Origin of the sequence: Acetomicrobium sp. UBA5826 (genome assembly GCF_002433005.1) — a bacterium.
In the GTDB taxonomy this organism is placed as follows: Bacteria; Synergistota; Synergistia; order Synergistales; family Acetomicrobiaceae; genus Acetomicrobium.
On the sequence record NZ_DJHF01000025.1, the window covers coordinates 57,816 to 71,120 of the forward strand.

Here is a 13,305-nt window from a genome sequence, read left to right on the forward strand (position 1 = left end):
GAATCATGAATATCGACATTGCAATTCCATTGGTGCTTTATCTTATTATAATATGCGGGATTGGTTATATTGCAAACAGGAAAATGTCGGAAACAAAGGGGTCATTTCTTAGCGAATACTTTATAGGTAGTCGTTCAATGGGCGGTTTTGTACTTGCCATGACATTGGTTGCCTCTTATGTTAGCGCGAGCAGCTTTGTGGGTGGCCCGGGGATGGCCTATAAGATGGGGCTGGGCTGGGTGTTGCTTGCGATGATTCAAGTTCCAACGGCATATCTTACTCTGGGCTTTTTGGGCAAGAAGTTTGCTATTGTTGCCCGTAAGATTAACGCAATAACAATTAACGATTTCCTGAGAGCCAGATATGAAAGCACACCAATAGTAGTTATGGCATCAATCAGTTTGTTATTATTTTTCACTGCAGCTATTGTCGCGCAATTTATAGGAGGCGCCAGGTTGTTTGAGGCTATAGGTCTTCCTTACGAGGCAGGTCTCACTATATTTGCCATTACCGTAATATTTTATACGGTAATAGGAGGATTTAGGGCTGTGGTATTGACAGATGCCTTTCAGGGCATTGTCATGATGTTGGGGACTTTGGCGTTGGTGTTTGGAATTACAAAGGCAGCAGGCGGGATGGATGCCATAAGCGCCAAATTGATGGAGATAAACCCGGATTTATTGACACCTTTCGGGGTCGACGGATTTATCACAAAGCCCTTCATCTTATCTTTTTGGATATTGGTGTGCTTTGGAATAATTGGCTTACCTCACACCGCTGTCAGGTGTATCGGTTATAAAGATTCCAAATCCATGCATAGGGCAATAGTAATTGGCACATTCGTGACCGGCTTTCTGATGTTGGGCATGCATCTGGCTGGCGCCTTGGGGAGGGCCGTACTGCCCAACATAGAAGCAGTCGATTCTGTTATACCGACTTTAACGGTCGAAGTCCTTCCTCCGATTTTTGCCGGGATCTTTTTAGCGGGGCCCATGGCATCCATTATGTCCACGGTAGATTCTCAACTTATATTGGCCTCGGCAGCAATTATAAATGATCTGTACGTTGGCTATATTAATCCTGGCGCTGCATATGACGACAAAAAGATCAGGCGCATCAGCCTTTTAGTTACGACCATCATAGGGGTCACGGTATTTCTCGTGGCCTTTAAGCCTCCAAGTCTGATAGTGTGGATTAATCTTTTTGCCTTTGGTGGACTTGAGGCTGTATTTTTCTGGCCGATTGTGATGGGCCTTTATTGGAAACGCGCAACTGCTTCAGGAGCTCTGGCCTCCATGATAACTGGCGTAATCCTATTTATTGCATTGAGCAAATATGCCTTTTTGCTTCACGGATTACATCCCATCGTGCCTACTTTTGTCGTAACTTTTGTCGTGTTTATAGCGGCCAGTTATCTCTCTAAACCATCGGTTAAAGCAGTAATGAGGGTATGGGAATGACCTTCGTTGACATTTATTTTTATGTTTAGTATTATTATCAATGTAAACATATCTTAATTTTAATAATATAACCTCCGAGTCAACGGTTCTAAGGACCTTTGTGGTCTATGAGCGTTGACCGATAGGGTCTTTTCGGAAACGAAAGGGCCTCCCGCTCGGAAAGGAGGAGAAAGAACATTAGTCCTTTTCCCGGCGGGAAGGGGACTAATTTTTTGTGAAAAAATTAAGCAAGGGAGGAATTATCATGAACATGAAGAGGTTGACCTCACGGTTGCTGGTTGTTTTTGTAGCTATATTGCTTGTTTTTTCTCTTGGGCAAGGGTTCGCAGAAGCAGAAGACGTCCTTTTGATGGCAACTACAACAAGTACCGACGATACCGGTCTTCTCGATTATCTTGCACCCATATTTAAAGAAGATACGGGAATAACTCTTCAATGGACGGCTACGGGTACTGGAAAGGCTTTAAAATTGGGAGAAAATTGCGATGTAGATGTTCTGCTGGTTCACGATCCTGATTCTGAGGAGAAATTTATAGAAGCCGGATATGGAGTTGATAGAACTCAAGTAATGTACAATGACTTTGTGATAATTGGCCCAGAGGATGATCCGGCTGGTATAAAGGGGTTGTCTTCTATTGAAGCATTAAATAAGATTGCCGAAAAGAAGGCTATATTTGTCAGCAGAGCCGATGAATCGGGCACTCATGCCAAGGAAAAATTTATTTGGGTGCAGGCGGGTTTGGCTATTCCTGACAAAGAAGAATGGTATGTGCAGACAGGTCAAGGTATGTTAGTGACGATTAACGTAGCCGCCGAAAAGGGAGGCTATACGTTAACCGATAGAGGCACTTACATTAAATATGAAGCTAACCACGAAGGGAATCCTCCGCTCGTCATTCTATCCGAAGGGGATCCTTTCTTGATGAATCAATATAGCGTAATTGCGGTAAATCCTGAGAATTGCCCCAATGTCAAATACGATTTGGCAAAGAAGTTTATCGAATGGATTGTTACTCCAAAAGCCCAGCAAGCCATAGCCGATTTCAGGCTCATGGGCAAACAACTTTTCTTCCTGAACGCAAATGCGGCTTCTGGGACAAATTAGTGACATCCTGCGTTCTTTAGATTTTATATAGATGCTCCAATCCCCCATATAAGCCGCCGCATCCCCCTGTGGCGGCTTATTGTTTTTTATATTTGTGTATATAATTTTTTGAGCATCGCAACTTCGAGGGAGGTAACGTCATGGAATATATCTTTTCTGGAATAGCGGAAGCCTTTGTGTTGCTTTTAAAAGGAGATGAAGAGGTATATTCGGCCGTCTCCGCTACATTGAGGGCTTCTACGGCTGCGATAATAATTTCTCTGGTTATAGGTCTTCCTTTGGGTTTTTTATTGGGCTACTTCGATTTTCCAGGCAGACGGTTTTTTAGATCCGTTTTCGATGCATTGCTTGCCCTTCCCACAGTATTGGTCGGACTATGGGTGTATGCCTTTATCTCAAATCGCGGACCACTGGGCGGTATGAATCTGCTTTTTACTCTAAAAGGCGTTATAGTGGGCGAAGTGGTTTTGGCCCTGCCTATTGTGATTGCACTTTCGGCACAATCCATCGAAGAGCTGGATTTGTCGGTAAGGGACACCCTTTTAACGCTAGGAGCCAGCGGGAAAAGGCTGTTATTCGACATCTTATGGGAGGCGAGATATGGAATGCTTATGGCAGCAATTACCGCATATGGACGCGTTATATCCGAGGTTGGTGCTGCCACAATGTTAGGCGGAAACATAAAATGGAGAACGAGAACAATTACAACGGCAATGGCATTTGAAACAAACAAGGGTCAATTTGCCATGGGGATAGCCTTGGGGATGATCTTGCTGTTGATAGCCTTTATAGTCAACAGCACACTATCATATGCTAAGCGAAGAAGGCAGACAAGGTGAACAGACATGCTTTATGAGTTAAGAGATGTTAAACGTTTTTACAACAACAGATGTGCTCTATCTGTAGATCGTTTGGCTATAGAGGGGGGTAAGATTTACGGCCTGGTCGGCCCGAACGGGAGCGGTAAGACGACGTTGCTCAGAATTTTGGCATTCTTAGATGAGCCGAGCGAAGGCCAAATTATATATAAAGGCTCTTCCGTTACGTCGCAAAACGCCTCACTTTTCCGCCAAGAAGTGACAATGCTTTTACAAAATGCACGTCTATTGACTCGAAAGGTAAAGGACAATGTGGCCTATGGCTTGAAATTACGCAGATACGATTCGAAGACCGTTAAGACCAGGGTTGTGGAAGCGCTTGAAATGGTTGGTTTGCAGCCAAGAGATTTTTTAAACAGAGCCTGGCATGAGCTCTCGGGAGGCGAAGCTCAACGCGTAGCCTTAGCAGCGCGTCTCGCTTTAAGGCCCGATGTTTTATTGCTCGATGAGCCGACGGCAAATGTCGACAAAGTATCGGAAGCCTTGATAAATCAGGCTGTGATCAAGGCAAAAAAAGAGTGGAAAACGACTATTATCACGGTAAGCCATGATCTAGGATGGCTTTACAGCACTGCCGATGAGATCCTTTCGCTATGGAGTGGTCGAATTGTGCATCAGGGGCCTGAGAATATAATCCCCGGCCCTTGGGAAAAGCTTGAAAACGGCTTGTACTGTAAAAGATTGAGGGATGGTCAAAAGATTTATGTTTCCGGAGCCCCATCGCAATCGGGCGTTGTGTCGATTAGCCCATCGGAGATACTTTTGGCTGAACATCCTGAAAGGACCTCTGCTCGTAATTTGTTATATTGTTTTATTAGAGAGATGGCCTATTGTAATGGCAGTCAGATAAGGGTTACCCTATCTATAGGGGAGATAAACTTGGTTGCCTTAATTACCGATGAAGCTGCCAGGGAACTCAAATTAAGCCCCGGGATGAATATATATGTAGTGTTTAAGGCCACGGCTGCGAAATGGTTATGATAAGTTTTTTGGGTTACAGTGTGCCAATGCCTAAGCGATTTTGACGCTTTTATTGTATCTGATCTTGCTGGAAGGTTTGTGTACAGTATTTTTAAAATTCTTTCTTTGACGTTATTTCGTCCGTAATGTCTGATTTTGGCTAATATATCAAGGGGTTTATTGTTTTCTGGTATTCATATATTGACAATAAAATGTATACAATTGACTTGACAAATATTAATATTATTGTATTTTAAAATATGTGATCGTAATCAAATCCACTTTCAATTGAGTCTGGCCAGATATAAAAACCGCATATATTACAGTGGACGAAACAATAGTTCAAATATTCAGCAACCGATAATCCTTTATCCGTCTATTTAGAATCAAAGGATGTGAGATTTTGCATGAATTAAAGGGGGTATTTGCATGTTTAAAAGGGCAATTACTGTGCTGACAGTGATAGTAGTATGTTTTACCTTTCTTTTCTCTTCACCTGCAATATCATTTGCCAAAGCGAAAAGCATCACCTTTGGGGATTTTAGTTGGGATAGTGTGCAAATACATAATCGTATTGCCGGTTATGTATTGGAAAAGGCTTATGGATATCGCGTTTCCTATAGCTTTGGAGAAAGTCTTCCCTTGTTATTGGGGATGGCGAGAGGCGATGTAGATGTATCCATGGAAATATGGTCGGACAATATTGAGGCATGGGGTAAATATGTGGAAAGCGGCGAATGTTTGGATTTAGGTCCGACCTATCCAGATGCCGGCCAGGGTTGGTATGTACCCACATATGTCATTAAGGGCGATCCCGAAAGAGGCATAGAGCCAATGGCGCCGGACCTCAAAAGCATTGAGGATCTTCCGAAATATTGGGAACTTTTCAAGGATCCGGAAAATCCGGATAAGGGTAGATTTTACAATGGCCCCACAGGTTGGGTGGTTAGCTCTATAAATATGAAAAAACTTCAATCATATGGATTGGATAAGTATTATCAATCTTTTGAGCCAGGCTCTGACGCAGCTCTCTCCACTGCAATAGTAAGTGCCTATCGAAAGGGTGAGCCCATATTTTTTTACTATTGGGAGCCTACGCCGATTCTTGGCCTTTTTGACATGACTAAAATCGAGGAACCGCCATATGATATCAAGTTATGGAACGAAGAAAATGGTTACAGATGTGATTTTCCTGAATCAAAAGTCCATATAGGAGCGAGCGCAAAATTACTGCAGAAAGATCCCTTCGTCATATCGTTTTTAGCAAATTATGAAGCGACGATCGAACAGACAAACGAAGCACTTGCCTACATGTGGCAGAATGAGTTGCGACCTAAAGATGCTGCAATATGGTTTTTGAAAAAGTTTCCCGAGCAATGGGAGCAGTGGTTTCCCATTTCTGGCGATCCTCATATAGACAAGCTGAAAGAGGCATTGGATAAAGAGGTCGTTAAGGAATAGATCTTAAAATTCGTTGATCGAGTTAGATTTCGGTTAGAAACTTAAATTTATGTTGAAAGAGGCGGATTTTCTAGCTCAATACAATATGTAAATTTTATAAAAGTACTTGGGTGGTTTGGGTGGGATAAAGTTTGATCGATTATTTTGGTCAAATTTTATCCCTATTTGTTTTTGAATGTCCACGAAAATGGGAGGGATGTGGATGAGTGGGATTAAGTCTATAAATGCTATTTCTCCGGTTGTTGAAGTAAAAAACCTGTGGAAGGTGTTTCCTAAAAGGCAACGTTCAAAAGGGAAGAAAACATTAAATATCGACGTTCACGATGAAGTAACGATTTCGCAGATGGAAAAAGACGGCAAGGTTGTGGTGGCTGTGAGGGATGTCTCTTTCGAGATATATCCTGGAGAGATTTTTATCGTCATGGGGTTGTCCGGCAGTGGAAAGTCAACCCTTATACGCTGTCTCATGAGATTGATAGAAGTTACGGCAGGAACGATTAAAATCAATGATCTCGATATCACCTCTTTGAGCAAAAAGGAATTGGTTAAGCACAGAAGATATCAAGCCGCGATGGTTTTCCAGCACTATGGTTTGCTTCCCCACAAAACAGTTCTGGATAACGTTGCCTTCGGCTTAAAGCTTCGAGGCGAACCGAAAGAGGAGAGATATCGAAAAGCCAAAGCTGCAATAGAAAGAGTGGGTTTGAAGGGATGGGAGAATTATTATCCTGCCGCATTGTCCGGCGGAATGCAGCAAAGGGTCGGAATAGCCCGTGCGCTGGTAATGGATGCCCCTGTTTTTTTGATGGACGAACCTTTTAGCGGTCTGGATCCTCTTATCAGCAGACAACTGCAGGACGAACTGTTGAGACTGCAGGAAGAAATGAAAAAAAGCATAATGTTTGTTACTCATGATTTATCGGAAGCTTTGCGGTTAGGCGACAGAATGGCCATCATGAGAAAGGGAAGTATAGTTCAAATCGGGACACCGGATGAGATCGTTTCGAATCCGGCAGATGACTACGTAGCTGCTTTCGTTGCCGACGAAAGGCGGACGCTGGAAAAGACGAAACTGAGTTTGGGCAACAAGCTGGCAAGTACGCCTGCAAGCTCGTAACGAGGAGGTGAAGAGAATATGTTTCCAGAGCATTTCACTTTTCATGTAGCGGAACAAGTCAATAATTTCGTAGATTGGTTGCTAGATTCATATGCACCTCTCTTTGACGCTATTTCTACTGGGATCCTTACTATGTTGCTAAGGATAAACGAAATACTGCTGATGGTCCCCTGGTGGTTGTATATGATAATTGTTTTTGTGGTGCTCTTTGCAACCACGAAAAAGCTCATTGCTTCTTTGACCTTGGCTATCTTGCCAATGTTGATCGGTGCTTTCGAATTATGGGCATTGGCGATGGAATCGCTGGCCGTCGTGCTGACGGCGGTTATAATTTCACTGTTAATAGGTATTCCCATGGGGATACTGATGGCGGAGATCAACTCCTTTGCGGTAGTCATAAGGCCAATTTTGGATGGGATGCAGACTATGCCGAGCTTCGTGTATTTAATACCGGCCATGATGCTCTTTGGCCTTGGCAAGGTGCCTGCGGTTTTGGCCACCTTGATATATTCGTTACCACCTGTAATAAGGCTGACGAATATGGGTTTAAGGCATGTGCCTAAAAACATAGAAGAGGCAGCTTTGGCTTATGGCGCAACGAAGTGGCAACTGCTCAAGGAAGTAAGGATTCCGCTGGCAATGCCTTCCATTCTTACCGGTGTCAATCAAACTACAATGATGGCTTTAGCTATGGTTGTCGTTGCCTCGATGATCGGGGCCAGGGGGCTTGGTCAGGAGGTGTTGCTCTCCATAAATAGAATAGATATAGGCAGAGGATTTGAAGCGGGGTTGTCAGTTGTTGTGATGGCTATAGTTATCGATAGAGTGACTCAGTCCATAGCGAAGAAATGGGAGCCGCCCAGGTAAGGATAATCGGAAAACTATTATTTAAAAGCTTCTTCCTTTGAAAATTATCTCATGCTAAAATATAAAACTAGCGGGATTTTCGTATGATATAGACGATTGCGCAATAAATACATAGTGGAGGTAAAAACATAGCATGAGCTTTGTCGTCGAGATAGAGAGGGGAAATAGGCTGGTTTTTGAGCGACCTGTAAAAGGGCAGGACGTGCTTGTTGCCTGTGGCAAGGGGCACGAGTCCAATATAGTGGCTTGGAGAGTAAATCGCTACTTGCGCCCTTTGGATTGGGTCGTGGATGACGATAGTTGCATAGAGTTTGTGGACACCTCAAGCTTTGAGGGGATGGAAGTATACAGAAGAAGCCTCAGTTTTTTGCTGGTTCTAGCCTGTATGAACGCTTTGTCGGAAGACGTATTCATCAGGCACTCGATTAGCGACGGCTATTACTGTGAGCTTGAATCCGGTCCAGTCACGGAGAAAAAGTTAGATGCCATAAAACGCGAATTGGATAGACTGGTTAAAGCCGATATTCCCATAAAACGAGAGGTGATATCGGGCGACAAAGTCAAGAGAATATTTACCCGTCAAGGAAATATGGATAAGGCCAACTTGTTGAGGTGGGCAGCTGTCGATCCTATAGAGGTTTATAGAAGCGATAATACCTACGGTTATTTTTACGCGCCCCTTGCGCCGTCTACGGGTTATATGAAAACCTATGACCTCATACCATACGACCATGGCATGGTATTGAGGTTTCCGACAGTTGCCTACCCTCAGGGGCTTCCGCCCTTTATGCCCTCTAAGCGTTTGGCAGAAGTTTTTACGGTATATGCAAGATGGCTTGATATCTTAGGAATAAATACCATGGAAAACCTTCACGCCTTGGTTTCAAGGGGTGAATCCAATGATGTAATACAAATATCGGAAGCGTTGCATTCTCAGTGGTTGTCGCAATTGGCTAAAAATATTGCGGAAGATGACAATATAAGGTTGATCTGTATCGCTGGACCTTCGGCTTCAGGCAAGACCACATCCGCTCATCGGTTGCGTATTCAACTTCAAGTGTTTGGCAAGCGGGTGTTTATAATTTCCCTGGACGATTATTTTGTTGAGAGAGAAAAAACACCTAAGGATGAAAAGGGCAATTATGATTTCGAAGCTATCGAAGCCCTTGACTTGGATTTGATAAACGAAAGTCTAGTTAATCTCTTCGATGGCGAAGAAGTCGAAATCCCTAAATTTAACTTTTTCACGGGCAAAAGAGAAAAAGGAAGACGAATGCGTATTAAAGATGGTGACATCATAGTTATTGAGGGGATTCATGGCTTGAATGAAATGGTCACCAAAAGCATCCCCGAGTCCAATAAGTGGAGGATATACGTTTCCCCCTTAACGGGAATTAATCTTGATCGCCACAATAGGACAAGTACGACAGATAACAGACTTATAAGGCGATTGGTCAGGGATTATCGGACAAGGGGCAAGAGTCCAGAAGCGACCTTAATCCAATGGCCATCGGTGACAAGGGGAGCACAAAAACATATATTTCCCTATCAAGAGAGAGCTCATGTTATGTTCAATTCCGCTACCGTATATGAACTTGCCGTATTGAAAGGTTATGCCGAACCTTTACTTAGAAATATCCATGAGGATTCGCCCATGTTCGGAGAAGCGCAAAGATTGTTGACCTTTTTGCATTATGTACCTTTCATGCCTGCCGATGGCGTTCCTAATAATTCGATAATACGGGAGTTCATCGGAGGAAGCTGTTTTGAAACGATTTAATAAAAATCCAAATATGTTAATAAAATACATAATAATGCAGTATAAAAAAATAAAAATAACTTATTGTTTATTTTTAAAATCTTTAATAATATGTTTATTTTTGTATATGTTTACGTTATGTAATGTGTCCAATACGGAGGCCACATATAGGCTTGCCGAAAATGATTTAATCCAAATGGCAGTAAATTATTTTTCTTTAGGGCAAGGCACTTCTGTCGTCGAATTTTCGGAAGTTATGCTGTCGCTAAATGCTCCTCCCAGTGATTTAGCTAAAATAACATGGGTTTGTTCTAAGAAAGAACATGTTTTACTGGCTCTCTCTGAAACAGATAAAGTGATATACGGCGGATGGATGGTGGCAACGGGAAGAAATCCTGGGCAAAAACTTAAAGTAGGGGATATGCGTACTCCTGAAGGTGTTTTTTACGTAAAATCTATCGAGGATTCCAGCTTTTGGGATAGCTACGTCGATAAAGCCACAAAAGAGCGAATAGGGTATGGGCCCTATTTTATTCGCCTTGAAACGGGGTGGAAAGGAATAGGAATTCATGGAACCGACGATGAACATCTGCATGAAATAGGAACGGACGCAAGCCACGGTTGTATAAGGATGGCGAACGACGATCTATTGGAAGTCGTGAGCATGAGCATGAAAGGCCAAAAGGTAGTTATTCTGGAGTCACTAAATTAAATCCCACTCACAAGGGTATGAGTGCAGAGATGAGCATGGTACGCAAAAAGCAGGGAGGAGCACTCCTCACAAGGACCGAAATTGATTAAATCCTTGCTGCTAAAGGTTCTGACTTCCGCACTCCCGTCATGCCCGTTGCTGTCGGTCTCTATCTTCCCTTTACTTTGGGAGTGGCCATATTTATCGGAAGCATACTGAATTCTGTAAGCAGAAAACTGAGAAGGGGTAAAAACGAGTCGACTAATGATATCGGTGTTCTTGGAGCTGCTGGACTAATAACCGGAGAGGCATTAATGGGTATCGGGTTTGCCTTCATGATCGTAACGGGCTCTTCGAACACTTCTTTTGCGCTTCTCACGCCAAGTATCGGGTTTGCCTTCATGATCGTAACGGGAGTCAGCCTCAAGGTGGGTCTAACCAGCAACAGCTTGGGTCTGATTCTTTTGCTTGCCATTGCTTATTGGCTTGCGAGGCTTGGGAAAAAGTAATGCAATTGGTCGTATAAGGCACTGAAAATTATATAGCATCTCTTTCTCCTCGATAGGGAGAAAGAGATGCTATATTTTACATATTGTGCTATCGCTGGTTTATACCTTTACACCTGCGTTAAAACCGAATAACGTTGCATCGACTATCTTGCCTACGGATCGAGCGTCGCCCACGGTGATCACTGGGATACCCATATCGCACAGGGCTTTTGCCAGATCACAGCCTGCAGGCTTTTGTCCGACGGCTAAGACGACATGCTTTGCAGGAACCTCACGAACCCTCTTATAGGCATCCACGATTTGGATGGCTTCAGGCGTTATGGCCGTAACCAGGCTTTTTGTCAGCATCTTGACTCCTTTAGAAACGAATGTATTAAGAAGATCGAATCGCCCGATAGGCTCCATATCCAATGCTATGTCGTCCAACATCTCAACGATTGTGACCTTGCATCCCTTATCCAGGAGGTAATGAGCCGTTTCGCAGCCTACCAATCCGCCTCCAATCACTACCACTTCCTCTCCGGAAGGTACGTTAACCTTGCCCTTTAGCACATCCCAGGACAGATATGCCCTTTCGATGCCGGGGATATTGGGCACTATGGGTTCAGCACCTGTTGCAAAGATAACTATATCCGGCTTGAGGGCAGATATCTTTTCGGGGGTTGCGCATTCTCCAAGGCGGAGTGTAACATTCTGACGCTGCAGCTCTCCTTCAAGCCATTCGGTAAACCAGTTAATTTTATCCTTTCCAGGCGGCAGGCTTGAGAGGTTTAGCTGTCCCCCTATTTTATTTTCCTTTTCGAAGAGAATGACCTCGTGACCCCTACTAGCAGCAGTGATGGCTGCATAGGCTCCCGCAGGTCCACCACCGATTACCACGACCTTTTTCTTCTCGCAGGCACATGGCAAATAGGGATATTTCCATTCATACCCCACCCTGGGATTGACGGAACATCTCATCCTTTGCCCCGAGAAGACCTTTAAGCCGATGCAGGTGTTGCACGAAATGCATTTGCGGATCTCCTCGTCGCGGCCTTCGTATGCCTTCTTTGGCCACTCCGGATCTGCTATCACTCCTCGCCCAATAGCCACGAAATCGGCTTTGCCTTCCGCTATAATGGAGTCGGCAAGGACAGGGTCACGTATGACTCCAACCGTGATGACGGGGATATTTACCACCTTTTTAATCGCTTCGGCCGTATAAACCCGCCACCCTTCCTCAAAATGGAAAGGCTCAAGCAGTTTTGGCATGGTTTCATAAATACCAACGCTCACGCTTAGGACGTTTACTCCTGCGTCCTCTAATATCTTTGCAATTATTTTAGCTTCATCCAATGTTATTCCGTCTTCCACAAAGTCGTCTGCATTAAAACGGAAGCATATGGGAAAATTCGGTCCCAAAGATTGTCGAATGCCCTTTATAATCTCGAGGGGAAACCGCATGCGCCTTTCAGTGCTTCCTCCCCACTTGTCGGTGCGTTTGTTTATATGAGGTGACATGAACTGGCCGATAAGGTAACCATGAGCTCCATGGAGCTCTACGCCATCAATTCCGGCCATCTTGGCCCGAACGGCAGCGCTTACGAATTTTTGTACCAGATCTTCTATCTCCTCGTTTGACAGTTCTCTGGGTGTGACGTTCAAAAACCCTTCATGAGTTGCAGAGGGACACACCGGCTGAATTCCTCCGGTAATGTCCGGAGTAGTTTGTCTTCCAGCATGATGAAGCTGGACGAATATCTTGGCTCCTTCCAGGTGGACGGCTTCGGCTAAATCGGAAAAACCGCCTATGTATTTATCGTCGTCAAGGCAGAGTTGATTTGTGATGGCCTTTCCCACAGGGCTGTCAACGCAAACTATTTCGGTAATGATCAATCCAACCCCACCACAGGCTCGTTCTTTGTAATAATCGGTAAGCACCTGACTTACGGAGCCGTCGGCATTTGCAAAGTTTGTGCCCATGGGAGGCATGACAATGCGGTTTCTAACATTTAAATTGCCTATCTTCCCTTCGGAAAACAAGTTTTTGTATTTGCCTTCCATTATTTCGCACCCCCTCAAATTATGTTGATACAAAATTATTATAGCACGGCCATGAATCCTGAAGGTAATATATCATATTGTTATATGGCCTATGACGATGAAATACAGTAAGGACTATAGGTCGTGTGCGGGTATTTTGAAAATAGTCTATAATTTATTAGGGCCGTAAGGGGAGGTGATGCCCATGGAGGTAGGACAAACAAGCAACATCTCCAGTGAAGCAGTAAAAGATGTGCAGGGTGTTGTTGCTGCGGCTATGTTGAAAAGGACCTTAAATTTGCAGCAGGCAATGTTGCAGGAGCTCTTTCAAAGTCTGGGCATTGGATCAAATTTGAACATACAAGCCTGAAGCCCCCCTCCGGGGCAGGAGCGGAACCTCCTGCCCCGGATATTATGTGGTGTAAAATGACTATTACAATATACTTATGATATAAAGGCAAGTTAACTGGGAGTGA

The 13,305-nt window shown here is 43.9% G+C and carries 12 protein-coding genes and 1 riboswitch; of the genes, 11 read left to right on the plus strand and 1 reads right to left on the minus strand.

What is annotated here, in order from left to right:
• Positions 1–5 precede the first annotated feature (5 nt).
• From panF to B3N34_RS09050, 10 genes are all read left to right on the plus strand, one after another.
• Positions 6–1,460, plus strand: coding sequence for a sodium/pantothenate symporter (gene panF / locus B3N34_RS09005; RefSeq protein WP_286977107.1), 1,455 nt, complete (start codon positions 6–8; stop codon positions 1,458–1,460).
• Positions 1,461–1,520: 60 nt separating this feature from the next.
• Positions 1,521–1,642, plus strand: a riboswitch (molybdenum cofactor riboswitch).
• Between the two features lie 62 nt (positions 1,643–1,704).
• Positions 1,705–2,565, plus strand: coding sequence for a substrate-binding domain-containing protein (locus B3N34_RS09010; protein WP_286977116.1), 861 nt, complete (start codon positions 1,705–1,707; stop codon positions 2,563–2,565).
• Between the two features lie 140 nt (positions 2,566–2,705).
• Positions 2,706–3,404 carry an ABC transporter permease gene (locus tag B3N34_RS09015; protein ID WP_286977120.1) on the plus strand — a complete coding sequence of 233 codons (699 nt, stop codon included), beginning with the start codon at positions 2,706–2,708 and terminating at the stop codon, positions 3,402–3,404.
• A 6-nt stretch (positions 3,405–3,410) separates the two neighbouring features.
• Positions 3,411–4,424 (plus strand): ATP-binding cassette domain-containing protein, encoded by a 1,014-nt coding sequence (locus B3N34_RS09020; protein WP_286977122.1) that lies wholly within the window; start codon positions 3,411–3,413, stop codon positions 4,422–4,424.
• 408 nt (positions 4,425–4,832) lie between these two features.
• Positions 4,833–5,864: an ABC transporter substrate-binding protein gene (locus B3N34_RS09025; protein WP_286977127.1), complete on the plus strand. Its 1,032-nt coding sequence runs from the start codon at positions 4,833–4,835 to the stop codon at positions 5,862–5,864.
• A gap of 202 nt (positions 5,865–6,066) precedes the next feature.
• Positions 6,067–6,981 carry a quaternary amine ABC transporter ATP-binding protein gene (locus B3N34_RS09030; RefSeq protein ID WP_286977139.1) on the plus strand — a complete coding sequence of 305 codons (915 nt, stop codon included), beginning with the start codon at positions 6,067–6,069 and terminating at the stop codon, positions 6,979–6,981.
• A gap of 18 nt (positions 6,982–6,999) precedes the next feature.
• Positions 7,000–7,848, plus strand: coding sequence for an ABC transporter permease (locus tag B3N34_RS09035; protein ID WP_286977142.1), 849 nt, complete (start codon positions 7,000–7,002; stop codon positions 7,846–7,848).
• Between the two features lie 133 nt (positions 7,849–7,981).
• Positions 7,982–9,628 carry a nucleoside kinase gene (locus tag B3N34_RS09040; RefSeq protein ID WP_286977145.1) on the plus strand — a complete coding sequence of 549 codons (1,647 nt, stop codon included), beginning with the start codon at positions 7,982–7,984 and terminating at the stop codon, positions 9,626–9,628.
• 175 nt (positions 9,629–9,803) lie between these two features.
• On the plus strand, positions 9,804–10,319 hold the full coding sequence (locus B3N34_RS09045) for a L,D-transpeptidase (RefSeq protein WP_286977155.1): 516 nt from the start codon (positions 9,804–9,806) through the stop codon (positions 10,317–10,319).
• Between the two features lie 128 nt (positions 10,320–10,447).
• On the plus strand, positions 10,448–10,807 hold the full coding sequence (locus tag B3N34_RS09050) for an OPT/YSL family transporter (protein ID WP_286977158.1): 360 nt from the start codon (positions 10,448–10,450) through the stop codon (positions 10,805–10,807).
• A gap of 99 nt (positions 10,808–10,906) precedes the next feature.
• Here B3N34_RS09050 and B3N34_RS09055 read toward each other — a convergent pair whose 3' ends face one another.
• Positions 10,907–12,850: an FAD-dependent oxidoreductase gene (locus B3N34_RS09055; RefSeq protein WP_286977159.1), complete on the minus strand. Its 1,944-nt coding sequence runs from the start codon at positions 12,848–12,850 to the stop codon at positions 10,907–10,909.
• Between the two features lie 184 nt (positions 12,851–13,034).
• Between B3N34_RS09055 and B3N34_RS09060 the strand changes: the two genes are divergently transcribed.
• Positions 13,035–13,199 (plus strand): hypothetical protein, encoded by a 165-nt coding sequence (locus tag B3N34_RS09060; RefSeq protein WP_286977161.1) that lies wholly within the window; start codon positions 13,035–13,037, stop codon positions 13,197–13,199.
• The last annotated feature ends 106 nt before the right edge of the window (positions 13,200–13,305 follow it).

What these genes read in the sequence shown, in the direction of transcription:
- B3N34_RS09040 (WP_286977145.1), top strand. Translation starts at nt 7,982, where the DNA reads ATGAGCTTTGTCGTCGAGATAGAGAGGGGAAATAGGCTGGTTTTTGAG.
- B3N34_RS09055 (WP_286977159.1), bottom strand. Translation starts at nt 12,850, where the DNA reads ATGGAAGGCAAATACAAAAACTTGTTTTCCGAAGGGAAGATAGGCAAT.
- B3N34_RS09015 (WP_286977120.1), top strand. Translation starts at nt 2,706, where the DNA reads ATGGAATATATCTTTTCTGGAATAGCGGAAGCCTTTGTGTTGCTTTTA.
- B3N34_RS09030 (WP_286977139.1), top strand. Translation starts at nt 6,067, where the DNA reads ATGAGTGGGATTAAGTCTATAAATGCTATTTCTCCGGTTGTTGAAGTA.
- B3N34_RS09045 (WP_286977155.1), top strand. Translation starts at nt 9,804, where the DNA reads ATGGCAGTAAATTATTTTTCTTTAGGGCAAGGCACTTCTGTCGTCGAA.
- B3N34_RS09060 (WP_286977161.1), top strand. Translation starts at nt 13,035, where the DNA reads ATGGAGGTAGGACAAACAAGCAACATCTCCAGTGAAGCAGTAAAAGAT.
- panF (WP_286977107.1), top strand. Translation starts at nt 6, where the DNA reads ATGAATATCGACATTGCAATTCCATTGGTGCTTTATCTTATTATAATA.
- B3N34_RS09050 (WP_286977158.1), top strand. Translation starts at nt 10,448, where the DNA reads ATGCCCGTTGCTGTCGGTCTCTATCTTCCCTTTACTTTGGGAGTGGCC.
- B3N34_RS09035 (WP_286977142.1), top strand. Translation starts at nt 7,000, where the DNA reads ATGTTTCCAGAGCATTTCACTTTTCATGTAGCGGAACAAGTCAATAAT.
- B3N34_RS09025 (WP_286977127.1), top strand. Translation starts at nt 4,833, where the DNA reads ATGTTTAAAAGGGCAATTACTGTGCTGACAGTGATAGTAGTATGTTTT.
- B3N34_RS09010 (WP_286977116.1), top strand. Translation starts at nt 1,705, where the DNA reads ATGAACATGAAGAGGTTGACCTCACGGTTGCTGGTTGTTTTTGTAGCT.
- B3N34_RS09020 (WP_286977122.1), top strand. Translation starts at nt 3,411, where the DNA reads ATGCTTTATGAGTTAAGAGATGTTAAACGTTTTTACAACAACAGATGT.